Here is a 23,702-nt window from a genome sequence, read left to right as displayed (position 1 = left end):
GGCACGGAGCACGGGGGACGGATCAGTCCAGGGGATTGGCGGGACCGGCGGGCGGCTTGGGCGTCGCGTCGGACCCGCCGACTCCGTCCTCCTCGGCGTTCTCGGCGCCCGCCTCGTCGCTCTCCTCGGCTGACCCGGTGGCGGTCCAGGAGGCGCAGTACAGCGTCAGTTTGGCGGTGAAGTTGATCCACAGCAGCAGCGCGATGGGCGCCCCGAACGCGCCGTACATGCTCTTGGCCGCCACGTCCCGCAGATAGCTGCTCAGCAGCAGCTTGAGCAGTTCGAAGCCGATCGCGCCGATGAGCGCGGCGACCACGACGCGGCGCCGCGGCGGCTCCACCCCGGGCAGCCAGGTCAATACGTAGCACAGCAGCAGGAAGTCGGCCACGACCGCGACGAAGAAGGCGGCGATCTGGAGCAGCCAGCCACCGATGCCGTCCTCGGGGATGCCGAGCAGCCGCGCGACGTGGCCGACGGCGGTGCCCGCGAGCGTCGAGACGGCGAACGAGACGAGGGCGACGCCGCCGAGGCCGACCAGAACGACCGCGTCCTTGAGCTTGCGGGCCACCGGATTGCCCGGGTCCTCCTCCAGCTCCCAGACGGCGCGCAGGCACTCGCGCAGCGAACCCACCCAGCCGATACCGGTGAACAGCAGCAGCGCACCCGCGACGACCCCGATTGTGCCCGCGTTGTCGACCAGGCCGCCCAGGTCGAGCTGACCGGAGATACCGGGGATCTGCTCGGCCAGCTTCTTCTGGAGCTGATGCATCCGGGACTCGCTGAGCGTCGCGGCGCCGATCGCCGCGCCGACCGCGATGAGCGGGAAGAAGGCGAGAAAGCTGATGAAGGTGATCGCGGCGGCGAGCCGGGTCCAGTGGACGCGGTCCAGCCGTTCGTAGGAACGCCATGCATGGGTGCGCATCAGCTGGGCGATCGCGGGGCCGACGACTGGCAGCCGGGTCAACCATTCCATGATCAGCAACTACCCTTCTGCACGGTTTCTCCCCCTCGGCGCACCCGGCGGGCGGCGCGGAAGGTCAGAGTCCGGGTTCCCCGGAACGCGGAGACGTAGCGCGGCACGCCGCGGGAACGCGTGCCTCGCCAGGGCATGACTCTGGCCGCCGACGGGTCATCAGCCGGCACACCGGCACCCACCACACACCGTTCATCACTCGTTCCGGTGAACGTGCTGACGCGGTGTCGGGCCACCGGGCGACGCGCGGCGAAGGGCTCGTTGACGCGGGACGCGGCGAACGGCTCCTGGACGCGGGAGGGTCAGTGCAAGGGCGTGGCCGGGCGGGAGAGATCGGCCTGACGGGGCACCACCGGCGTGCCGCCCTCCGGCGGCTCACTCGCCCCGAAGGGGTACTCGCGCTCCAGCCGCCACACCCCGTCGGCGCCCTGCTCGTAGAGGGCGAAGCCCCTGATCGTCCAGGCCGCCTCGTAGTCCTTCAGCTCTGTGAACGCCCGGTCCATGGCCCCCTCGTCGATGCCGTGGGCGACCGTGACATGCGGGTGGTACGGGAACTGGAGCTCACGGGCGCACGGTCCGGACGCCGCCCGGATCCGCTCCTGGAGCGCGGCGCACTCCTCCACGCCCTCCACGATCTTGACGAAGACGACCGGCGAGAGCGGGCGGAAGGTGCCGGTCCCCTCCAGCCGCATCGGAAACGGCCGCCCTTCGGCGGCCACCCGGGCCAGATGGGCCTCGATGGCCGGCAGTGCCGAGCCGTCGACCTCGGTCGGCGGCAGCAGGGTGACATGGGTGGGGATGCCATGGGCGGCAGGGTCCCCGAAGCCCGCGCGCCGCCCCTGGAGGTAGCTGCCGTACGGCTCCGGGACCGCGATCGAAACGCCGAGCGTTACGGTCCCCACTGCGTTCTCCCTCCTGGCCCTCCCGGGCTGCTGGGCTCGATGCCGCTGCACCGGTGCCAGTGTGGCGGCTGTGCCGCCTCCGCGGCTAGGTGCCTCGGTCCTTCGGCACACGGGTCCTAGGACCCCCTGGTCGGGGGTCCGGACCCGGGTGTACGTCCGTGCTCGCCGTCAGGCCGTCAGGGCTTGGCGGGCAGAAAGCCCACCTTGTCGTAGGCGAGGGCCAGCGTCTCGGCGGCGACGGCCCGGGCCTTCTCCGCCCCCTTGGCAAGGATCTTGTCCAACGTCCCGGGGTCCGCCAGGTATTCCTGCGTCCGCTCGCGGAATGGTGTCACCCACTCGACCAGGATCTCGGAGAGTTCGGTCTTGAGCGCGCCGTAGCCCTTGCCCTCGTACCGGCGCTCCAACTCCGGGATGGCGGTGCCGGTGAGGGTGGAGTAGATGGTCAGCAGATTGCTGATGCCGGGCTTCTTCTCCTCGTCGAAGCGGATCTCGGTCTCCAGGTCGGTGACCGCGCTCTTGATCTTCTTCGCGGAGACCTTGGGCTCGTCGAGGAGGTTGACGATGCCCTTCGGGGTGGACGCCGACTTGCTCATCTTGATCGTCGGGTCCTGGAGATCGTAGATCTTCCCGGTCTCCTTGACGATGTACGGGGCCGGGACGGTGAAGGTCTCGCCGAAGCGCCCGTTGAACCGGTCGGCGAGGTCGCGCGTGAGCTCGATGTGCTGGCGCTGGTCCTCGCCGACGGGGACGTGGTTGGCCTGGTAGAGCAGGATGTCCGCGACCTGGAGGATCGGGTAGGTGAACAGGCCGACGGTCGCCCGGTCGGCGCCCTGCTTGGCCGACTTGTCCTTGAACTGCGTCATCCGCGACGCCTCGCCGAAGCCGGTGAGACAGTTCATCACCCATCCGAGCTGCGCGTGCTCGGGCACATGGCTCTGGATGAAGAGCGTGCAGCGGTCCGGGTCCAGGCCGGAGGCGAGCAGCTGGGCGGCGGCGAGCCGCGAATTGGCGCGCAGCTCGGCCGGATCCTGGGGGACGGTGATCGCGTGCAGGTCGACCACGGTGTAGAACGCGTCGTGGGTCTCCTGGAGCGCGACGTACTGCCGGATCGCACCGAGGTAGTTCCCGAGGTGGAAGGAGCCTGCGGTGGGCTGGATACCGGAGAGCGCACGGGGACGATCGAGGGCCATGGCACCCATTCTCTCAGGTGTGGAACCCGACTCCGTCCGCCGGTGTATGAAAGGTGTGAGGACGACACAGAGGGCGCGGGAGGGGGACCTCGTCGCGCGGGACGAAGCGGGGATCATCGCGCGGGTGCGCGCCGGGGAGACCGAGGCGTACGCGGAGCTGATGCGGGCCCACGCGCCGATGGCGCATCGCACGGCGGTGCTGCTCGGTGCGGGTGCCGATGCCGAGGACGTGGTGCAGGACGCCTTTGTGAAGGCGTATCTCGCACTGGGGAGTTTCCGCAGCGGGGCGGCGTTCCGGCCGTGGCTGCTGCGGATCGTCGCGCGGGAGACCAGCAACGCGATCCGGTCGGCGCGTCGGCTGCGGACGGCGGTCGACCGGGAAGGGGCGCTGGGCGGGGCCGCGGCGGCCGTACCGGAATCGGCCGACCCGGCCGCGATGGCGATGGCGGGTGAGCGGCGGGCGCGGCTGATGGCCGCGCTGGACCAGCTGAGCGCACCCCAGCGGCGGGTCGTGATCCACCGCTATCTGCTGGATCTGGACGAGGCGGAGACGGCTGAGGCGCTGGGCTGGCCTCGGGGCACGGTGAAGTCCCGGCTGAGCCGTGCGCTGAGACGGCTGGAGCTGCTGCTCGGCCCGGACGACGAGGTGGAGCGGACCAGGGGAGGAGACCGAAGTGTGCACGGTGTGCGCGATGTGCGCGAGAGACGGAGTGCGCGGGGCGTGCGGGGAGCCCGGGCCGCGCGGGGAGGCGGAGCACATGGCCGGAGTGCGGGAGGCGGGGCCGTGCGGCGGCCCGGCCGGGCTGCCGGAGGAGCGCGGACTGTCCGAGGAGCACGGACTGCCCGAGGAGCTGCGGGCGCTGGGGCGCGCCCTGGACGGGCCGCCGGGCATGTCGCCCCGGGGCGCGCCGGATGAGGGCGAGACGGTGGTGGAGCGGGTGATGGCCCGGATCGTCGGCCTCCCGGTGCCGGTGCCGCCGGACCGCCGCCGGATCCGGGAGGAGCAGTGGTGGCGGGCCATACCCGGCCTGGCGGCCGGGCAGGGCACCGTCACCTCCGTCAGCCCTGGCGGCTCCGCTGCCCGCTCAGCCGGCACTGCCGACTCCGGCGACTCCGGCCGCTCCGGCGGCGTCGGCGCCGTCAGCCGGTCGGCAGACCCGGGGCGGGGTAGGCCGCCATCAGCTCGGCGACCTCGTTCCTGATCTTGGCGAGCCCGGCTGTGTCACCGCTCTTGGCGGCAGTCACCCCGCGGTCGATCCAGTCGGCCACGGTGGGCATGTGCTCGGTGCCCAGTCCGCGCGAGGTCAGAGAGGGGGTGCCGATACGGATGCCGGACGGGTCGAAGGGCTTGCGCGGGTCGAAGGGCACGGTGTTGTAGTTCACCACGATCCCGGCCTCGTCCAGGGCCTTGGCCGCGACCTTGCCCGGCACCTCCTTGGGGGTGAGGTCCATCAGGATCAGATGGTTGTCGGTGCCACCGGAGACCAGGTCGAAGCCGCGGGCGAGCAGTGCCTCGGCCAGGGCCTTGGCATGGGCGACCACGGCGTGGGCGTAGTCCCGGAAGGCGGGCTGGGCGGCTTCGTGGAGGGCCACGGCGATGGCCGCGGTGGTCTGGTTGTGCGGGCCGCCCTGGAGCCCGGGGAAGACGGCCTTGTCGATCGCCTTGGCATGGGCCTCGCGGGCCATCAGCATCGCGCCGCGTGGGCCGCGCAGGGTCTTGTGGGTGGTGGTGGAGACCACGTCGACATGCGGCACCGGGGAGGGGTGCGCACCGCCCGCGACCAGCCCGGCGATATGCGCGATATCGGCCACCAGCACCGCGTCCACCTCGCGGGCGATCTCCGCGAAGGCGGCGAAGTCGATCGTGCGGGGCACGGCGGTGCCACCGCAGAAGATCAGCTTGGGCCGCTCCTTGCGGGCAAGGTCGCGGACCTCATCGAAGTCGATCATGCCGGTGTCCTGGCGCACCCCGTACTGGACACCGCGGAACCAGGAGCCGGTGGCGGAGACGCCCCAGCCATGGGTGAGATGGCCGCCCATCGGCAAGGACATGCCCATCACGGTGTCGCCGGGCTCGGCGAAGGCGAGATAGACGGCGAGGTTGGCGGGTGAACCGGAGTAGGGCTGGACATTGGCGTGGTCGGCGCCGAAGACGGCCTTGGCCCGGTTGACCGCGAGGGTCTCGACCTGGTCGATGACCTGCTGGCCCTCGTAGTAGCGGCGGCCCGGGTAGCCCTCGCTGTACTTGTTCTGGAGCACCGTCCCCGACGCCTCGAGGACGGCCCCGGAGACATAGTTCTCGCTGGGGATCAGCCGCAGGGTCTCGGACTGGAGCTGTTCCTCGGCGCCGACGAGGGCGGCGAGTTCAGGGTCGGCGCCCGAAAGGGCGGGATGGGAGAGGGGCAGGCTCATGGCATTCCTCCGGGGCGATCGGGGTGATCCGGTCGTGATCCCTTCGGTGCCCAGGCGGGCGGCACCTCGTGGCGCTGGGGCCGCGCCCCGCTTCCTCGTGGTCGGTTCCACGCTCGGCTCGCCAGTCACGGTGCGCACCCCCACTCTAGTAGGCAGCCCCTCCCTCGCCCGAAGGGAGCCCGCGTTGTCCACCCCGGATGCCCGTACAGAGCGCGCACTGGAGGCCGCCGAGGCACATAGCGCGCACAACTACCACCCGCTGCCGGTGGTGATCGCCTCCGCCGAGGGCGCCTGGATGACCGATATCGAGGGCCGCCGCTATCTCGATCTGCTCGCCGGATACTCCGCGCTCAACTTCGGGCACGGCAATCAGCGGCTGATCGAGGCCGCCAAGGCCCAGCTGGAGCGGGTCACCCTCACCTCGCGCGCCTTCCACCACGACCGCTTCGGGGCGTTCTGCGCGCAGCTGGCCCAGCTGTGCGGTATGGAGATGGTGCTGCCGATGAACACCGGGGCGGAGGCAGTGGAAACGGCGGTCAAGACCGCCCGGAAGTGGGGCTACCGGATCAAGGGCGTTCCGGAGGGCCGGGCCAGGATCATCGCCGCGCAGAACAACTTCCACGGCCGGACGACCACCCTCATCAGCTTCTCCACCGATCCGGAGGCCCGTGCCGACCATGGCCCCTTCACCCCCGGCTTCGAGATCGTCCCGTACGGCGATCTGACGGCGATGGAGACCGCGCTCGACGCCGCGCCGGCGGACACCGTGGCCGTGCTGCTGGAGCCCATCCAGGGCGAGGCGGGGGTGCTGGTGCCGCCGCCCGGCTATCTGGCCGGGGTCCGGGAGCTGACCCGGTCACGGAAGGTGCTGTTCATCGCGGATGAGATCCAGTCCGGTCTGGGGCGCACCGGGGCGACCTTCGCCTGTGAGCAGGAGGGTGTGGTCCCGGATGTCTATGTGCTGGGCAAGGCGCTCGGCGGCGGAGTGGTCCCGGTGTCGGCGGTGGTGTCCTCCGCCGAGGTGCTCGGGGTCCACCGGCCCGGGGAGCACGGTTCGACCTTCGGCGGCAATCCGCTGGCCTGTGCGGTCGCGCTGGAGGTGATCGCCCTGCTGCGGACCGGGGAGTTCCAGCGGCGGGCCGCGGAGCTGGGCGAGCGGCTCCACCATGAGCTGCGGCTGCTCCGGGAGGCGGGGCGGGTGGACGAGGTGCGCGGACGGGGGCTGTGGGCGGGGGTGGACATCCCCGCGGACCGGGGCACCGGGCGGCAGATCTCCGAGCGGCTGATGGACCGCGGGGTGCTGGTCAAGGACACCCGTGGCGCCACGATCCGGATCGCCCCGCCGCTGATGATCAGCGAGGAGGATCTGCTCTGGGGCCTGGCGCAGCTCACGGCGGTGCTGTCGCCATGAGACCGCACCGCCCCCGCTCAGGGCCTAGAGGATCACATGCGGCAGAAAGCGGGCGTACTCATCGGTGACCAGCCCCGCGGACTCCCGGATGCCGAGCCCGGCCGCCTCGTCCTCCACGACCCACGCCCCGAGCACCACCCGATTGCCGTCGAAGTCCGGCAGCGGCGCCAACTCCTGGTAGCAGCAGGGCTCGTCGCGGACCACGGGCTGCTCGCCCGGCCGGTGCACGGTGACCCCGGCGCCCTCCCGGCCCAGCAGCGGCTTGGCCACATAGCCCGTTGTCCGGGCCAGTTCACGGGGTCCGTCGAGATAAGCGGGCAGCAGATGCGGATGACCGGGGTAGAGCTCCCAGACCACCGCCAGCAGCGCCTTGTTGGACAGCAGCATCTTCCAGGCGGGTTCGATCCACAGGGTGGATCCGGTGCCTCCGCCGTTGTCGAGGGTGTCCAGTACATGCGGGCCGAAGCGGTCGGTGACCAGCCACTCCCAGGGGTAGAGCTTGAAACAGGCGCGGATGAAGCCGAGTTTGCGGTCCACGAAGCGCCCGGAGAGCCGCTGCCAGCCGATGTCCTCCATGGAGATCGCCTCGGTGGCCAGCCCCGCCTGTTCGGCCGTCTCGCGCAGGTAGGCCACCGTCATCAGATCCTCGCCCAGTTCGTCCCCGGCCGAGTGCGCGAAGTACAGGGGTGTGCCCGGCGGCAGCAGCGCGGCCTGTTTCCGCCAGGCGTCCACCAGCCGCTCATGCAGGGAGTTCCACTGGTCGGCGCCGGGGAACCGGTCCTCCATCCAGAACCACTGGGCGCTGGCCGCCTCCACCAGCGAGGTGGGGGTGTCGGCGTTGTACTCCAGCAGTTTCGGGCCCGAGGCACCGTCGTAGCGGAGGTCGAACCGGCCGTAGACGCTGGGCTGTTCGGCCCGGCGGTGCCAGGATTCGGCGATCAGCCCGGCCAGCCGGGGATCGTCGATGCCCAGTTCCTTGAAACGCTCCCGCTCCACGATGTGCTCGGCGGCCGCCAGACACATCCCGTGCAGTTCCTCCACCACCTCCTCCAGCGCCTCGACCTCGGGCAGCGAGAAGGAGTAGTAGGCGCTCTCGTCCCAGTAGGGGCGCAGCGAGCCGTCCGGGTAGCGGGTCAGCGGATAGATGACCCCCTGTTCCTCGACCGTGGACTGCCAGCCGGGGCGGGGGTCGATCGTATGGCGCTCCATGGATCAGCCGCCGCCCGAACCGGAGCAGCCGAAGCCGCCCCGGTCGGCGGCCTGGCTCTTGTCGAAGGTGCCGTAGTCGGCCCAGCGGCCGCTCACATCGGCGTCGTAGTACCAGTCGCCGTCCATGCTCTTCTTGCCGCGCTTCTTGGCGGTCGAGGAGCCCGAGCAGGCGCTGGAGTCCACCACCCGATAGCCCTTCAGCGCGTCGTAACTGTCGCGGTCCACACAGCGCTTGTCCGGCTCGGACCCACAGGACGTCAGGGCCGCCGCCAGCGCGCCCATGCTGCCCAGGATCACCGTGCTCGACCGCAGCCGACGTGGAATTCTGCGCTCCATCGATGTGCCTCCCCCGTGGTGTGGACCGCCCACCCTAAAGGGGGCGGTCGCACATCCGTCCGGCGGGGTCGCTCAGGGCAGGACGCGGCACAGTGCCTCGACCGCGCCGGAGAAGGCGTGGTCGGGCGGTGTCCCGTAGGCGAACACCACCGCGTCCCGCCGCTCCTGATCGGCGTCCGGATGCCGGTAGCGGGCCAGGCCGTGCAGGGCCAGCCCCTGCCAGGCCGCGCCCTGGACGACCGACCGCTCGGTGCCGGGCGGGAGTTCGAGCACCGCATGCAGCCCCGCCGCGATCCCGGTGACCTTCACCGCCGGGGCGCGTTCCGCCAGCGCCGCCACCAACTGGTCGCGGCGGCGCCGGTAGCGCAGCCGCATCCCGCGCACATGGCGGTCGTAGGCACCGGAGTCCATGAACTCCGCGAGCGTCAGCTGATCCAGCGCGCCCGACTGCCACTCCCCCGTCCCCTTCAGCGCCAGCAGCGCGTCCATGAGATGGTCCGGCACCACCATCCAGGCGATCCGCAGACCGGGGGCCAGGCTCTTGCTCGCCGTCCCCAGATAGACCACCCGCTCCGGGGCGAGCCCCTGGAGCGCCCCGACCGGCTGGCGGTCATAGCGGAACTCCCCGTCGTAGTCGTCCTCCAGCACCAGCCCACCGGTCCGCGAGGCCCAGTGCACCACCGCGGCCCGCCGGTCGGGGTCCAGCGAGACCCCGGTGGGGAACTGATGCGCCGGGGTCAGCAGCGCGGCCCGCACCCCGCCCAGCCGGTCCAGCTTTGCCACACCCGCACCACGGCCGTCCACCGGCAGTGGCACGGTGCCCAGTTGGGCCCGGCGCAGCACGTTCCAGTGGATGTCCAGCCCGTACGACTCGACGGCCACCTCCCGGTGTCCGGCCTGCCGCAGCACCCGGCCGAGCACCGCGAGCGCCTGGGGGAATCCCGCGCAGACAACCATCCGTTCAGGTGCGGCCCGCACCCCGCGGGCGCGCGCCAGATAGTCGGCCAGCACCCGGCGCAGCTCCGCCCGGCCGCCCGGCCGCCCATAGCCGAACGCCTCGTTGGGCGCGGCGGTCAGCGCACGCCGCGCGGCGGAGAGCCAGGCCGACCGGGGAAAGGAGGAGACATCGGGCGACCCGGGCGTCAGATCGTAAAGAGGCCGAGCGGCGGCCTCGGGCCTCCGCGGCGGCGCGGGCACCGGCGCTACCACCCGCCGGGCCACCCGGGTGCCCGAGCCCTGGCGGGCGGTGAGCCAGCCCTCGGCCACCAGCTCCCCATACGCGTCGGCCACCGTATTGCGGGCGATACCGAGGTCCACCGCGAGCGAGCGGGAGGAGGGCAGCCGGGTGCCGGGCGCGAGCCGTCCCTCACGTACGGCATCGCGCAGCGAGCGCATCAGCGCCGCCCGCACCCCCGTCCCGCCGCCCCGGGGCAGGTCCAGATGCAGATCCGCCCCCATCGCATTGGCCCAGGATTCCGCCATGGAAATGGACCATACCCGTGGGCTACCGGAGCTCTAGCGTGGAGCCCATGACGACGCACCGCAGCGGCCCCCGGTAAGGCCATGGAATTCCGCGCACTCCACCACCAGGCGACCACCGACGCGCCGCTGATCCTCCCGGGCCCGTGGGACGCCGGCTCGGCCCGCGTCTTCGCCGACGCGGGATTCCCCGCCCTGGCGACGCCGAGCGCGGGGGTTTCGGCGTCCCTGGGCTACGAGGACGGTCACACCCCACCGCAGGAGATGTTCGCCGCGGTGGCCCGTATCGTCCGCGCCGTGGACGTCCCGGTGTCGGCGGACATCGAGAGCGGCTACGGACTCGCCCCACCCGAACTGCTCGAACGCCTCCTGGAGACAGGCGCCGTCGGCTGCAACCTGGAGGACTCCGAGTCCGACCAGCTCATGGACCCGATCCACCAGGCGCACCGGCTGGCGGAGTTGAGGAACGCGGCAGGCCCGGAGCTGTTCATCAACGCCCGCGTCGACACCTTTGTGCACGGCGGAGGGGACCTCGACGACGCGATCGCCCGCGCCCGGCTCTATGTCGAGGCGGGCGCGGACGGCATCTACCCGATCATGGCGCCACCGGAACTGCTGCCGCGTCTGGCCGCCGCGGTCGATGTGCCGCTCAACGCGGGGGCGTTCCGTCCGGACGGCCCCTCCCCCCGGGAGCTCGGCCAACTCGGCGCGACCCGCATCACGTTCGGCCCCCGCCTCTTCCGGGAGACGATGGCCGCGGGGCGGGACCTCGTACAACGGCTGGGCCCCGCCGCGTCCTCCGGGTGAGTACAACGGCTGGGCCCCGCTGCGTCCTCCGGGTGAGGGGGACGCAACGGGGCCCGGCCGGGAGTGCCCCAGGGGGTGAGCCCGGTGCAGAGACCGCCTACGGCAGCCACTTCTTCCAGACGGGCTTGTTCTCCTCGACCCACTTCTTCGCGGCCGCGTCCGCGGACATCTTGTCCCCGGCGATCATTCCCGCGACCTCGTTCTGCTGCTCGGTGGTCCACTTGAAGTTCTTCAGGAACTTCGCTGCCTTGCCGCCGTTCTTGGCGAAGTCGGCGTTGAAGTACTTCTGGAGCGGAGTCTTCGGGTACGCGCAGGTGATCTTCTTCGGGTCCGCGTCACACCCCGTCTTGTACGCCGGCAGCTTCACCTCGACCATGTCCACCTGGTTGTTCAGCCACTGCGGCGTCCACCAGTAGGTGAGGAACGGCGTCTTGTTCTTCACGTTCTGCTTGATCTGGGTGATCTGCGAGGCCTCATTGCCCGCGTAGACCGTCTTCAGGTTCAGCTTCAGGTTCTTGATGATGGCGTCGTCATTGGTGACGTAGTCAGGCGAACCCTCGAGCAGCTGGCCCTTGCCGCCGCTCTCGGAAGTCTTGAAGTCCTTCGCGTACTTGTTGAGGTTCTTCCAGTCGGTGACATCGGGGTGCTTGTCCGCGAAGTACTTCGGCACATACCACCCGATGTGGCCGGTGACGCCGAGGTCGCCGCCCTTCACCACGGTCTTCTGGTCCTTGAGGTACTGCTTCTCCTGCTTGGGATGGCCCCAGTCCTCGAGGATGCCGTCGATGTCTCCCTTGCCCAGCGCATCCCAGGCAAGAACCTCGCCCATCTGCTTGGTGTGGACCTTGTAGCCGAGCTCCTTCTCCAGGATGTACTTGGCTACGGCAACGTTCGCCTCCGCGCCGACCCAGGAGGGAACCGTCAGCGTCACGGCCTTGTCGCCGCCGACTTCGTCCTTCTTGCCCGTGTCGGCCGCACCGCACGCGCTCAGCGCGACCAAGCCGACGGCTCCGGTGGTGGCGACGAGAGTTCTGCGAACCCGCTTGCTGTTCATCATGGCGAATATGTTCCTTTTCTTCGGGGGTGTGGCACGGGGGGTGACAGCATCGGCCGTCATGTCACGGGACCTCAGCTCTCCTTGCGGGTAGCGGCGGTGGGCTGCGTGACCCGGTCGAGTACCAGGCCGAGGCAGACGATGGCCGCACCAGCCACCAGACCCACTCCGAGTTCTCCGCGCGCGAGGCCGAAGACCACGTCGTATCCGAGAGCCCCACCGCCGACCAGACCACCGACGACGACCACGGCGAGGACCAGCACCACGCCCTGGTTGACGGCGACGAGCAGCGCGGGCCGGGCCAGTGGCAGCTGCACCTGGCGCAGTTGCTGGGCTCCGCTGGCTCCCATGGAGCGGGCGGCCTCGAGGGCCGCCGAGTCGACCTCCTTGATTCCCTGGGTGGTGATACGGACGACGGCAGGCAGCGCGTAGGCCACCGCCGCGGTGATCGCCGCGACGCGGCCGACGCCCATCAGCGCCACGACCGGGATGAGATAGACGAACTGCGGCAGTGTCTGCAGCACATCGAGCACCAGCCGCAGCCGGCGTTCCACCCATCCGACCCGGGCCGCGAGAATGCCGATCGCGAAGCCCAGCACGAGGGTCAGCGCGAGGCCCACGAGCACCTGCGACAGCGTGTCCAGCGTCTTCGGCCAGACGCCCAGCACGCCGACGGCCGACATGGCCAGGACGGCGGTGAGCGCGGTGCCCCAGGTGCCGACCAGCAGTGCGAGAACAGCGACCAGCAACAGCAACAGCCACCACGGGGCGTTCAGCAGCCCGTCACGGAGCGGGTTGAGCATCCACTCGGTGATGTGGTCGGCCCAGACCTTGGTGCCGCCCAGGACGGGCACGTCCTGGTAGAGGTTGTTGGTGATCCAGTCCTGGAACTTGTTGACAGGCGTGGAGATCTCGTACACCCAGGCTTCCGGCCACAGCGTCGCCCCGGCCAGCCGGCCGGCCACGGTCGCCACCACCGCGCCGGCCGTCACCAGCGCCCAGGCCCTCCAGCCGTGCAGCAGCCGCCGGGCCCCGGTCGCTTCGGCCGCCGAGGTCGCGCCGAACCGTTCACCCGCAACCCCGGTCGTACGGTCCAGCCAGACGGCGATCAGGACGATCGGCAGGCCCGCGGCGAGTGCCTTGCCGACATCCGTCGTCGACAGCGCGGTGAACACCTCCTCGCCCAGACCGCCCGCACCGACGATGGACGCGATGACCACCATCGACAGCGCCATCATGATCGTCTGGTTGAGCCCGAGGAGCATCTGCTGACGGGCCAGCGGCAGTTGAGCGGTCCGCAGCCGCTGCCAGAAGCTCGCCCCCAGCGAGGACGACGCCTCCAGTACGGCCGGGTCGGCGCCGCGCAGACCGAGCGCCGTGAGCCGGGTCATCGGCGGCGCGGCGTAGATGACCGTCGAGAACAGCGCGGCCGGTGTGCCGGTACCGAAGATCAGCACCATGGGCAGCAGGTAGGAGAAGGCCGGCATCACCTGCATGGTGTCGAGCACCGGCCGCAGCATCCGGTTGAAGCGCTCGGACAGACCGGCGGCGAGCCCGAGCAGCGCGCCGAGGAGAGCCGAAACGGCGACCGCCACCACCATCAGCGCGAGGGTGATCATGGTGGGGTCCCACATCCCGAGCAGCCCGCAGACGGCGAACGCTCCGAGCGTGATGCCCGCGACCTTCAGACCGGCCCGGCCGAGGCCCCCGGCCCGCCAGGCGAAGAGAACGGCGGTGGCGGTGACCCCGATCCAGCCCAGCGCGTCCAGCACGTTGTAGACCGAGTCGACCGCGTCCGTGGCCGCGTTGCTGAAGTACAGCAGGAAGTACAGGAACAGCGGGTGGGTGTCACGATTGTCGATGATCCACTGGTTCAAGGAGTCCAGCGGCCCCTTGACATCGTGACTGAGCGCAGTGGGCCAGGCACCGCTGCCCCACAGCCCCGCGGCGATGGGTATCAGCACCGCGGCGAGGACAGTGAGAGGCACGAGCTTGCGCCCGAGAGGGTGGGTCAGCAGCGCCTTGAGCCCTCCGGCCCGCTCGGGCGCGCCGTCCGGCGCTCTCTTCTCGAGGGACGTCTTGTCGGGGGCGGTGGTCACGCTCATGCCGGCACCACCCCGGCCTCCACCCCCGCGACCACGGCGAGCAGCCGCTGGTGGTCGACGACGCCGATGCACTGGCTGCCCTCGACCACCCGGACCGGGCCACCGCTGCGGGCGGCCACCTCGATCGCCTCGGCCACGGTGACACCGGGGGCCACGGAGGCACCGTCGGTGGCCTCGTCGCCCTCCGCGGGCCGCATCGCCTTGCGCACGGTGATGACCTGCTCACGCGGCACATCACGGACGAAGTCCCGTACGTAGTCGTCGGCCGGGGAGTCGACGATCTCCTCGGGGGTGCCGAGCTGGACGATCCCACCGTCGCGCATCAGCGCGATCCGGTCGCCGAGCCGCAGCGCCTCACTGAGGTCGTGGGTGATGAAGATCATCGTGCGGCCCTCCTCGCGGTGCAGCCGGATGACCTCTTCCTGCATATCGCGCCGGATGAGCGGGTCCAGCGCGCTGAACGGCTCGTCGAACAGCAGCACCTCGGGGTCGACCGCGAGGGCGCGGGCGAGTCCGACACGCTGCTGCTGACCGCCGGAGAGCTGGCCGGGGCGGCGCCGCTCCAGTCCGGTGAGGCCGACCTTCTCCACCACTTCGGCGGCCTTGGCGCGGCGCTCGGCCTTGCCCACGCCCTGGATCTCCAGACCGTAGGCGACGTTGTCCAGCACCGAGCGGTGCGGCAGCAGCCCGAAGTGCTGGAAGACCATGGCGGCCCGGTGGCGGCGCAGATTGCGCAGCCGGTTCTTGTCCATGCCGAGCACATCCTCGCCGTCGATGCTCAGCTCACCGGCGGTGGGCTCGATCAGCCGGGTCAGACAGCGCACCAGCGTGGACTTGCCGGAGCCGGACAGCCCCATGACCACGAAGACCTCGCCCGGCTGGACGTCGAAGGAGACATCGCGGACGGCGGCGGTACAGCCGGTGCGGGAACGCAGTTCCTCCGCCGAGAGCTCGGCCTCGGCGGAGCCGGGTATGCGGTCGGCCTTCGGTCCGAAGACCTTCCACAGGCCACGGACGGAGAACACGGGTGCCGTGCCGTTCTCGGACTTCTCAGGGGAATCGGGGGTCTTGGAGACCATAGTCGCGGACATCAGGCGTCACCTCCGGGAGCGGGTTGCGGGGCTCGGTCCCGGGATCGGTGTTGGTCCTGGGTGAGCAGTTCGGCGCACTTCTCGCCCACCATCAGAACGCCGATCATCGGGTTCACCGCGGGCATGGTGGGGAACACGGACGCGTCGGCGATGCGTACGCCGTCCAGTCCGCGAATCCTCAGGTCGGGGCCGACCACGGCGAGTTCGTCCGTGGTGGCGCCCATACGGCAGGTGCCCGCCGGGTGGTAGACGGTGTGCGCGACCTTACGGGCGTACTCGCTGATCTCCTCGTCCGAGGTGATCTCCGGCCCGGGGCACACTTCGCGCTTCAGCCAGCCCGCCAGCGGCTCGGCCTTGGCGATCTCACGGGCGATCCGGATGCCGTCGACCAGGGTGCGGCCGTCGTAGTCCTCCTCGTCCGTGAAGTAGCGGAAGTCCAGGGCGGGCTTCACCTCCGGGTCGGCGCTGGTGAGGTAGAGCCGACCGCGGCTGCGCGGCTTGGGGATGTTGGGAGTCATCGACACCCCGTGCTCGGGCTTCTCGTAGCCCAGCCGCTCGGGGTTGTCGGTGAACGGGATCTGGTAGAAGTGGAACATCAGGTCCGGGCCCCGGGATTCGGGGTCGCGCCGGATGAACAGACCCGCGTCGGAGTCCATCGCGGAGTTGTCCGGGATCGGGCCGTCCGTCTCCCACACGATCACCGACTCGGGGTGGTCGAGCAGGTTCTCACCGACGCCCGGAAGGTCGTGGACCACCGGGATGCCCAGCGCCTCCAGATCGGCCTTGGGGCCGATACCGGAGTGCATCAGCAGCCGCGGGGTGTCCACCGCGCCCGCGCAGACCAGCACCTCGCGCGCGGCCTCGACGAGGATCTCCGCGCCGTCCTTGGTGCGCACCCGCACCCCGGTGGCGCGGCCGGTCTCGTCCAGCTCCAGCCGGTACGCCCAGGTCTCCAGCATCAGATGGAGGTTGGGCCGGTCCAGGAAGGGGTGCAGATAGGCGACCGACGCCGATGAGCGCTTGTTGTTCTCGGGGTGGTAGGCGAGGTCGAAGAAGCCCACGCCCTCGTGGAACGGCTTCTTGTTGAAGCCCTCCACCCGCGGCACCCCGGCGGCGGCCTGGGCGGCCTCGACGAAGTCACGCGCGATGGCGTTCCGGTCCTTCTCGTCGACCGCCACGATGTTGTTGCGCAGCCGGTCGAAGTACGGGTCCATGGACGCGGCGTCCCAGCCCTCGGCACCGGCCTCGGCCCATTCGTCCCAGTCGCCGGGCAGCGGCTTGAAGGAGATCAGGGTGTTGTGCGAGGAGCATCCGCCGAGCACCCGCGCCCGGCTGTGCCGGATGTGGGAGTTGCCGCGCGGCTGCTCGGTGGTGGGGTAGTCGTAGTCCAGGTCGCCGCCGAGCAGACCGAGCCAGCGGCGCAGGGTGAGCACATCGGGGCGGTCGATGTCGGTGGGGCCGCCCTCGATGACGGCGACGCGGATGTCCGGGTCCTCCGTGAGCCGGGAGGCGATCACCGATCCCGCGGTGCCGCCGCCGATGACGACGTAGTCGTAAGCCTCAGGTACGGGCATGGTGGGGATTACTCCTCGCGGTCTTGCTCAGGGGCCCGCGACAGCGCGGGCCATGGGCTTGACGCCCCTTGGGGGTGGTGTTTCTCGTTATGGAACCGCCGGGCGCCCTCACCGGGCGCGGCCAGGTCCTGGCCCGGGTGGCGGGCCGGGCCCGGCGGTGCCCGGAAGGCGCGCCGGCGGTGGGGTGTCAGCCGCCGAACCAGCGCACCGGGCTGGGCCGCAAGTTCTCGTAGACATGCTTGGACTCCCGGTATTCGGCCAGCCCGGACGGGCCGAGCTCACGCCCGACCCCGGACTTGCCGAACCCACCCCATTCGGCCTGCGGGAGGTAGGGGTGGTAGTCGTTGATCCACACGGTGCCGTGCCGCAGCCGTGCGGCGACGCGGCGGGCCCGTGCGGTGTCGGCGGACCAGACGGCGCCGGCGAGTCCGTACTCCGTGTCATTGGCGAGTGTGACGGCCTCGTCCTCGGTCTGGAAAGACTCGACCGTCAAAATAGGCCCAAACGTTTCCTCGCGCACCACGCGCATCTCGCGATGGCACTGGTCGAGGATGGTCGGCAGATAGAAGTAGCCGGTGGCGGGACGGACCGAGGACGCCTCGGGCTGCTTGCCGCCGCAGCGCAGCAGCGCGCCCTCCTCCAGGGCGGAGGCGACATACGCCTCGGTCTTGTCCAGCTGCTGGGCGGAGACCAGGGGGCCGCATTCGACGCCCTCCTCGGTGCCGCGGCCCAGCTTGATCTTCTCCGCGCGGCGGGCCAGCTCGGCCACGAAGCGCTCCCGCACCGACTCCTCGATGATCAGCCGGGCACCGGCGGAGCAGACCTGGCCGCTGTGGATGAACGCGGCGTTCAGCGCCTGGTCGACGGCGGTGTCAAAGCCCTCGGCGGTGGAGCAGGCGTCGGCGAAGACCACATTGGGGTTCTTGCCACCGAGCTCGAGGGCGACCTTCTTCACCGTCGGCGCGGCGGCCTGGGCCACCTTGGTGCCGCTGACCAGACCACCGGTGAAGGACACCAGGTCCACATCCGGGTGCTCGGACATCCGGGCACCCACCGGGTCGCCCGCACCGGTCACCAGATTGGCCACTCCGCTCGGAAGCCCGGCCTCGACCAGCAGCTTCACCAGATGAACGGTGGACAGCGGGGTCACTTCGCTGGGCTTGATCACAAACGTGTTGCCCGCCGCCAGCGCGGGGGCGATCTTCCAGCTGGCCTGGAGCAGCGGATAGTTCCAGGGGGTGATCATCGCGCAGACGCCGACCGGCTCATGGACCACGACGCTGTGCACATCGGGGGTACCGGCGTCCACCACGCGTCCGGCGGACTCGCCCACGACCAGCTCGGCGAAGTAGCGGAAGGCGTTGGTCACGTCGTCGACGTCGACCCGGCCCTCCTCCAGGGTCTTACCGGTGTCCTGGCTCTCGATGAGCGCGATGGCCTCCCGGTCGCGCTGGAGCAGATCGGCCACGCGCCGCAGCAGCGCGGCTCGCTCGGCCACCGGGGTACCGGGCCAGGGGCCCTCGTCGAAGGCCCGCCGCGCGGCGGCGATGGCCGCGTCGGTGTCTTCGGCGCCACCCTCGGCGACCACGGCGAGGGTTTTGGCGTCCGCGGGGTCGAGGACCTCCCGCTGCGCGCCGGATGCGGCCGCCCGCCACACCCCGTCCACATGAATGGTCTCGACTGCCGACACGTCGTTCTGCCTTCCGGTTCTGCGATCTTTCCCACTGGTCACACCAGCAACTTGGACCCCTAACCCAAAGGCCCGAACGTATGCGCACTTCATCAGGGAAAGTGGCCGGGGTCACGTCACATGAGGTTGCGATCCGGTCACGGCGCAATGCAGGAGGCCGTGGGGCAGAAGGTGTCCAGGGCCGCCCGGTGGATCTCCTGCTCGCTCGCCCGGTCTCCGGAAGGGCCGATGACCAGCACCGCGTACATCGTGCCGCTGGGCGCGGCGAAGCGGCGGTCCATGATCCGGCGGTGGCCGTCGCTCGTGCTGTCGTAGGTGTACTCCAGCTGCACCGGGTCCATGGCCGCGGTGCCGAGCGGAGCCAGGGTGACCTGCTCATAGCCGCGGTGGCGGGAGGCCAGCCGCTCGGCCTCCCGCGCCGACTCGTACGGGGTGGCCTCGGGGCCGTGCAACTCAAAGATCTGGATCATGGTGCTGTCGTCGGGCGAGGTGTAGAAGACGCTGGGGCCCTCGACGGTGCGCAGCCAGCCGTCCGGGACGGCGAGGTGGAACCCGGCCGGGTCGCTCTGGGTGCTGTAGCCCGCGGGCGGATCACCGCCGGTCAGCGCCGGTGACGACGGGGTCCCGAACGGGGTGGCCGACGGGGACGGCAGCCCCGGCAGATCCGTCGGCACATCCGTGGGCGCCGAGCTGGGCCCATCGGTCTCGGGGCCGGGTGTGGGCAGGTCATCGGGCGAGGGCACATCCGGGGCCGACGTCGGCGAAGGGCTTTCATCCAGCCCCGGCAGCGGAGCGGCCCGGTATCGGGTGTCCCCGTCACCGCCAAAGGCCACCCAGCCGGAGAACGCGACCCCGACGGCCAGGAAGATCGCCACGGCCAGCGCCTGGAAGACCCGACGGGTCTCGGCACCCGGCGGCGGTGGTGGCGGTGGCGGTGCCCACTGCGGCGCACCGGCCGCGAGGGTGTCCTCCCACTGCCATGCGGCTTCCCGCCGCTGCCCCTCACCGTCCGGCCACTGCTGCCGGTCGCCCGGCCCCCCGTGCTCCATGAACGCCCCCCATAGCGGAACTCTTGTGCCGATAAGGCGAGTTAGCCGACATACGGAGAACCCAGTATGAGGGACACCGCCCCATCTGCCACCGTCTCGATACCGGATACTTCGCCGGATGCGCGGCGGTTCCCGCGCGCTGTGCTGTGCCGCGCTGCCCTAAGGCTCCGACCCCGCCGGGCAGTACGCGGTGGGACAGAAGGCGTCGAGCACGATCGTCTGCCGCTTCCGCTGCTCCGGCCAGTCCTCGGCCGGGCCCGCCACCAGCACCGCGTACTGCACTCCGTTCTCCCCGGAGAAGGCGCGGTCGAGAATGCGGCGCGGGCCGTACTTCTCGCTGCGGTAGCCGTATTCGAGCTCCGCGTCCGCCCCGTCACCGGGGCCGAGCCGCTCCAGCCGGTAGCGGTGGTAGCCGGGGGTCTTCTTCCGCAGCCCCGACTCCGCCTGCCGCAGCGCCTCGTACGGGGTGATCTCCGGCTCGGTCAGCGCGAAGACCTGGATCAGACTGCCGGCGTCGGACGACTCGTAGAACACGCCCGTATCGCGCTTGACGCGCTGCCAGCCCATCGGGACATCGAGGGTGAATCCCTCCGGATCCCTGGTGCGCACATATCCCGCCGGTGCTCCGCCGCCCGCGTCCGAGGAGACCGACGGCGATGCGGACGATGGCGATGCGGACGACGGTGCCGACGGCAGCGCGGATGACGGGGATGCCGACGGAGACGGCACACCGTCCGCCCCGGGCCATCCCGCGCTCGGCGTGGAATCACTCCGGGCCCGGTCGTCGCCGCCGTCCCCCTCCAGCAACTTCCAGACGCCGACGCCGATTCCACCGACCAGCAGCACGGCGAACACCGACAGCAGCACCACACCCTGATACGGCCAAGGAGGTCTGCGGCCCGGAGCCGGAGGCTCCGCACCCGCGCCCACCCAGCGCTGTGTCTCCTCATCCCAGCGGGGGCCATGCCCGCCGCCCGGCGTGGTCATCTCAGCCGCCCAGCAGCACGCCGACCGCCTGCCCCACGGCGACCCCCGACGCGAGCATGCCGATGCTGGCGCTGGCGTCCTGGAGCAGGGCGCGCATCCGGGCCAGCCGCCCGACCCCGGCCCGGCCGGTGCGCTGGATCTCGTCCTGAGCGCTGGCCAGTTCATTGGACAGCGCCTGGACCTCCGGACCGGGCACCACCCGCTCCAGGTCGGCGGCGAGCTGCCGGACCGCCTCCAGCAACTCCTCGTACGCCGGGTCGCACGACGCCTCGCCCCGCGGTGCGTTCACGATGTGGTGGTGGTCGCCGAAGCCGACCGCGCTGCCGCGCACACTGCCGATGCGGATGTCCCCGAACGTCCGCCCGCCGCCACCGGTGCCCGTGGCGCTGCCCGCCGTGCCACCGGTGCCCGTGGCCCCGCCGTCCGTCGCGCTGTGCTCGCCGTCCGTGTCAGCCGTCGTCATGGCCGCCTCCCGCTCCATTGCGTGGGGTGTTGCTGATCGTGTTGTGGTCGCCGAAGCCGAAGGCGCTGTTCTCGGCGGACTCGATGAAGATCCCGCCGCCGCTCACATTGATGACCTTCTGCTCGAACTCACCGGTCTCCCAACCGGCTTCGGCCAGCGCCTGCCGGACCCCGTTGGCGACCCGGTCCTCGACGCTCTTCAGATAACGGCTGACATCCATCTCCTGGAACAGCGAGGCGCCGGTGTCACTGCCCAGCTCACGCACCGACGCCCAGGGGCCGTCGGGGATCGCGGCGTCATAACCGCCCGCGTACATCCGCCAGAGGAAGGCGGCCGACTGGAAGAGCTGGATCAGCGCCCGGCCCGCCGCCGTGGGCGTACGCCCCAGCGCCCATAACGCCTTGCCCGGCAGCCCGCCCCGGCGGTGGGAGTCGGAGATCCGGTCGACCGCGCGGAAGGACGGGCGGATCGGACGCAGCACATGGGGCGCGAACTCCAGCATCAGCATGCCGCCTTGGGTGTGCACCCGCACGAAGACGGTGACCACGACCTCCTCGCGCCATGCGCCGACCCGGACCCGCAGGAAGTGGCGCCGGATCTCGCCGCCCTCCTCGACGGCCTCAGCCCGCTCCCGGGCGAAGTCCGCCTCGCCGTAAGGCACAGAGGACCGGTTGCGTAATCCGGTGACCTTGAGGAACACGCACTCGTCCAGCTCCAGACCGCGCAGCCGGTCGCGGACCCGGTCACCGTAGGCGCCGGGCGGCTGGGCGGGGAGCCGGGCGGCGCCCTCGGACACGCCCCCGGCGGACGGGGTGCGCAGCGCCTCCACCAGCGGCCGGATCCGCTCCAGGATCACGCGGTTGTCGAGCGGCAAGGCGGTGGCGCCCTCGCGCGGGCGGAGCTCCACGGCGAGGGTCCAGGTGGCATGGGCGGTGCCCGCGCCGAGGAAGGGGTGCTGATCGTGGTAGAGGATCACCGGGGCGTGCTGCTCCCGCCGGATCAGGGCGTGCACCCGCTGGAACCGGGTGCCCTCGAACCGCTCGGCCGGATCCGCGCCGGGGTCGGCGAAGGCGACCGGATCCAGCTCGGTGGCCAGCACCCGGGCCACATGCTCCCGGTGCAGGGCGACCGCACCGGCCATCGCGGCGGGGATCAGCAGCGCGAACCAGGCGGCGGTGGGATCCGCCCCGGCCGGCAGTACCGACGGCAGCCCGCCGGTCAGCACGCCCGGATCAGGATCGTCCGCGAGGGCCAGCTCGAGTGCGCCGGCCACATAGGAGATCAGCGTCAGCCATCCGGCCAGCCGCAGCACCGCGGCTGCCCGCCGCCGGTAGACCCCGACCCGGTCGGCCCCCGGATAGTCGGCGCGGAAGGGGCCGGACGCGCCGCCCCTGGCCCAGGAGGCCAGCAGCAGCAGTCCGCTGGACAGCAGAAAGGCGAAGAAGAAGCTTCGGGCGAGCAGGAAGTGCAGCAGCCATAACGCCGCCAGCAGCGCCGTCCAGCCCGCCTCCAGACGGCGGGCGCGCAGCGCATGGGCGAGCACCCGGGCCGCGTCGATCCCGAGGGACGGCGCCACGGAGCGCTCCTCGTGGACATACAGCTCGTCCACGACGGCATCCCGGAAGTCGTCGTCGAGATAGGTGCCCGCGCACAGCAGCCGGGTCGCCTCACCCCTGGTGTGGGGTGAGGGCGATAAGGGGACGGGGCGCGCGGGCTCCGGCCGCAAGCGCGGCTGACGTACGGCATGATCGGCGCGACTGTCCCTGGCCATGCTCTCCCCCCGAGGCCGGCGTCAACTCCTCTCACGGTAGGGGAGGATGAGCCGTCATCACAGGGAATGGCCGAAGGGTCACTCTCCGGAGTGAATACCGGAGTGTGACCCTTCGGATGGCTGCCCGACGGAGAACGGGCGGGGACCAGGCGTCAGATGAGGCCCAGACCGCGCACGGCCTCGCGCTCCTCCTCGAGCTCCTGGACCGAGGTGTCGATCCGGGTGCGCGAGAACTCGTTGATGTCCAGGCCCTGGACGATCTCGAACCTGCCGTCCTTCGCGGTGACCGGGAAGGACGAGATCAGGCCCTCCGGCACACCGTAGGAGCCGTCGGAGACCACACCGGCGGAGGTCCAGTCACCGGTGTCGGTGCCGTTCACCCAGGTGTGGACGTGGTCGATGGCCGCGTTGGCGGCGGAGGCGGCCGAGGACGCGCCGCGCGCCTCGATGATCGCCGCACCGCGCTTGGCGACGGTCGGGATGAAGGTGTCGGCCAGCCACTGCTCGTCGTTGACGACCTCGGCGGCGTTCTTGCCCGCGACCTCGGCGTGGAAGACGTCCGGGTACTGGGTGGCGGAGTGGTTGCCCCAGATCGTCAGCTTCTTGATCTCGGAGACCTGGACACCGGTCTTCTTCGCCAGCTGCGACAGGGCGCGGTTGTGGTCCAGGCGGGTCATCGCGGTGAAGCGCTCGGCCGGTACGTCCGGGGCGGCGGCCTGCGCGATGAGCGCGTTGGTGTTGGCCGGGTTGCCGACCACGAGGACCTTGATGTCGTCCGCGGCGTGGTCGTTGATGGCCTTGCCCTGCGGCTTGAAGATGCCGCCGTTGGCCTCGAGCAGGTCGCCCCGCTCCATGCCCTTGGTGCGCGGACGGGCACCGACGAGCAGCGCCACGTTGGCGCCCTCGAAGGCCACGTTCGGGTCGTCGGAGATGTCGATGCCGCGCAGCAGCGGGAAGGCGCAGTCGTCGAGCTCCATCGCGGTGCCCTCGGCGGCCTTCAGCCCCTGTGGGATCTCCAAGAGACGCAGCGCGACCGGCACATCCGGGCCGAGCAGCTGACCGGAGGCGATACGGAAGAGCAGCGCGTAGCCGATCTGGCCTGCCGCGCCGGTGACGGTGACATTGACGGGAGTGCGGGTCATGGCGGTCTCCTGCGCTGTGTTTTCTGTCAAGATCTCTTGGTGTCGAGATACCTGCGT

At 70.9% G+C, this 23,702-nt stretch carries 20 protein-coding genes and 1 riboswitch; of the genes, 3 read left to right on the top strand and 17 right to left on the bottom strand.

Features of this window, described 5'->3' with window-relative positions; all coding sequences use genetic code 11:
- Positions 1 to 22: 22 nt before the first annotated feature.
- The 3 genes from JK363_RS02065 to trpS all read right to left on the bottom strand — a co-directional run bounded on the left by JK363_RS02065 (position 23) and on the right by trpS (position 3,065).
- On the bottom strand, positions 23 to 973 hold the full coding sequence (locus JK363_RS02065; protein ID WP_201870742.1) for a YihY/virulence factor BrkB family protein: 951 nt from the start codon (positions 971 to 973) through the stop codon (positions 23 to 25).
- 302 nt (positions 974 to 1,275) lie between these two features.
- A complete protein-coding gene (locus JK363_RS02060; protein WP_201870741.1) occupies positions 1,276 to 1,875 on the bottom strand; it encodes a 2'-5' RNA ligase family protein in 600 nt (199 codons plus the stop codon).
- 176 nt (positions 1,876 to 2,051) lie between these two features.
- The gene (gene trpS / locus JK363_RS02055; RefSeq protein ID WP_201870740.1) at positions 2,052 to 3,065 is read right to left on the bottom strand and encodes a tryptophan--tRNA ligase; all 1,014 of its coding nucleotides are present in this window, start codon (positions 3,063 to 3,065) and stop codon (positions 2,052 to 2,054) included.
- Between the two features lie 55 nt (positions 3,066 to 3,120).
- Here trpS and JK363_RS02050 point away from each other — a divergent pair, with 55 nt between their 5' ends.
- Positions 3,121 to 3,981 (top strand): RNA polymerase sigma factor, encoded by an 861-nt coding sequence (locus JK363_RS02050; RefSeq protein WP_307821547.1) that lies wholly within the window; start codon positions 3,121 to 3,123, stop codon positions 3,979 to 3,981.
- 224 nt (positions 3,982 to 4,205) lie between these two features.
- On the opposite strand, the gene glyA is transcribed toward JK363_RS02050, so the two are convergent.
- A complete protein-coding gene (gene glyA, locus JK363_RS02045; protein WP_201870739.1) occupies positions 4,206 to 5,477 on the bottom strand; it encodes a serine hydroxymethyltransferase in 1,272 nt (423 codons plus the stop codon).
- A gap of 41 nt (positions 5,478 to 5,518) precedes the next feature.
- A riboswitch (ZMP/ZTP riboswitch) is annotated at positions 5,519 to 5,616 on the bottom strand.
- A 45-nt stretch (positions 5,617 to 5,661) separates the two neighbouring features.
- Between glyA and rocD the strand changes: the two genes are divergently transcribed.
- Positions 5,662 to 6,888, top strand: coding sequence for an ornithine--oxo-acid transaminase (gene rocD, locus JK363_RS02040; protein ID WP_201870738.1), 1,227 nt, complete (start codon positions 5,662 to 5,664; stop codon positions 6,886 to 6,888).
- Between the two features lie 24 nt (positions 6,889 to 6,912).
- Here the strand turns inward: rocD and JK363_RS02035 are convergent, their stop codons facing one another.
- From JK363_RS02035 to pdxR, 3 genes are all read right to left on the bottom strand, one after another.
- A complete protein-coding gene (locus JK363_RS02035; RefSeq protein WP_201870737.1) occupies positions 6,913 to 8,097 on the bottom strand; it encodes a glutathionylspermidine synthase family protein in 1,185 nt (394 codons plus the stop codon).
- Positions 8,098 to 8,100: 3 nt separating this feature from the next.
- Positions 8,101 to 8,433, bottom strand: coding sequence for a hypothetical protein (locus JK363_RS02030; protein WP_201870736.1), 333 nt, complete (start codon positions 8,431 to 8,433; stop codon positions 8,101 to 8,103).
- A gap of 72 nt (positions 8,434 to 8,505) precedes the next feature.
- Positions 8,506 to 9,915 (bottom strand): MocR-like pyridoxine biosynthesis transcription factor PdxR, encoded by a 1,410-nt coding sequence (gene pdxR / locus JK363_RS02025; protein WP_201870735.1) that lies wholly within the window; start codon positions 9,913 to 9,915, stop codon positions 8,506 to 8,508.
- An 81-nt stretch (positions 9,916 to 9,996) separates the two neighbouring features.
- On the opposite strand from pdxR, the gene JK363_RS02020 reads away from it, so the two are divergent.
- On the top strand, positions 9,997 to 10,719 hold the full coding sequence (locus JK363_RS02020; RefSeq protein WP_201870734.1) for an isocitrate lyase/PEP mutase family protein: 723 nt from the start codon (positions 9,997 to 9,999) through the stop codon (positions 10,717 to 10,719).
- 97 nt (positions 10,720 to 10,816) lie between these two features.
- On the opposite strand, the gene JK363_RS02015 is transcribed toward JK363_RS02020, so the two are convergent.
- The 10 genes from JK363_RS02015 to JK363_RS01970 all read right to left on the bottom strand — a co-directional run bounded on the left by JK363_RS02015 (position 10,817) and on the right by JK363_RS01970 (position 23,645).
- The gene (locus JK363_RS02015; RefSeq protein ID WP_201870935.1) at positions 10,817 to 11,773 is read right to left on the bottom strand and encodes an ABC transporter substrate-binding protein; all 957 of its coding nucleotides are present in this window, start codon (positions 11,771 to 11,773) and stop codon (positions 10,817 to 10,819) included.
- Positions 11,774 to 11,847: 74 nt separating this feature from the next.
- Positions 11,848 to 13,878: an ABC transporter permease subunit gene (locus JK363_RS02010; protein WP_201870733.1), complete on the bottom strand. Its 2,031-nt coding sequence runs from the start codon at positions 13,876 to 13,878 to the stop codon at positions 11,848 to 11,850.
- Positions 13,875 to 14,969: a quaternary amine ABC transporter ATP-binding protein gene (locus tag JK363_RS02005; protein WP_201870732.1), complete on the bottom strand. Its 1,095-nt coding sequence runs from the start codon at positions 14,967 to 14,969 to the stop codon at positions 13,875 to 13,877. Before JK363_RS02005 ends, JK363_RS02010 begins: the two co-directional genes overlap by 4 nt.
- Positions 14,969 to 16,543 (bottom strand): GMC family oxidoreductase, encoded by a 1,575-nt coding sequence (locus JK363_RS02000; RefSeq protein WP_201870731.1) that lies wholly within the window; start codon positions 16,541 to 16,543, stop codon positions 14,969 to 14,971. Before JK363_RS02000 ends, JK363_RS02005 begins: the two co-directional genes overlap by 1 nt.
- Positions 16,544 to 16,730: 187 nt before the next feature.
- Positions 16,731 to 18,233 carry an aldehyde dehydrogenase family protein gene (locus JK363_RS01995; protein ID WP_201870730.1) on the bottom strand — a complete coding sequence of 501 codons (1,503 nt, stop codon included), beginning with the start codon at positions 18,231 to 18,233 and terminating at the stop codon, positions 16,731 to 16,733.
- A 137-nt stretch (positions 18,234 to 18,370) separates the two neighbouring features.
- On the bottom strand, positions 18,371 to 19,282 hold the full coding sequence (locus tag JK363_RS01990; protein ID WP_236075478.1) for a serine/threonine kinase C-terminal domain-containing protein: 912 nt from the start codon (positions 19,280 to 19,282) through the stop codon (positions 18,371 to 18,373).
- A 159-nt stretch (positions 19,283 to 19,441) separates the two neighbouring features.
- A complete protein-coding gene (locus JK363_RS01985; RefSeq protein ID WP_215910395.1) occupies positions 19,442 to 20,269 on the bottom strand; it encodes a serine/threonine kinase C-terminal domain-containing protein in 828 nt (275 codons plus the stop codon).
- A gap of 1 nt (position 20,270) precedes the next feature.
- Entirely contained in the window at positions 20,271 to 20,732 is a 462-nt protein-coding gene (locus JK363_RS01980) for a hypothetical protein (protein ID WP_236075477.1), read from the bottom strand.
- Positions 20,719 to 22,503: an AbeC-like domain-containing protein gene (locus JK363_RS01975; RefSeq protein ID WP_201870729.1), complete on the bottom strand. Its 1,785-nt coding sequence runs from the start codon at positions 22,501 to 22,503 to the stop codon at positions 20,719 to 20,721. The genes JK363_RS01980 and JK363_RS01975 overlap by 14 nt, the downstream gene beginning before the upstream one ends.
- A 152-nt stretch (positions 22,504 to 22,655) precedes the next feature.
- The gene (locus JK363_RS01970; protein WP_201870728.1) at positions 22,656 to 23,645 is read right to left on the bottom strand and encodes a malate dehydrogenase; all 990 of its coding nucleotides are present in this window, start codon (positions 23,643 to 23,645) and stop codon (positions 22,656 to 22,658) included.
- Positions 23,646 to 23,702 lie beyond the last annotated feature (57 nt).

Origin of the sequence: Streptomyces coffeae, from assembly GCF_016741875.1 — a bacterium.
GTDB lineage: Bacteria > Actinomycetota > Actinomycetes > Streptomycetales > Streptomycetaceae > Streptomyces > Streptomyces coffeae.
This window is presented reverse-complemented; position numbering and strand designations above follow the sequence as displayed.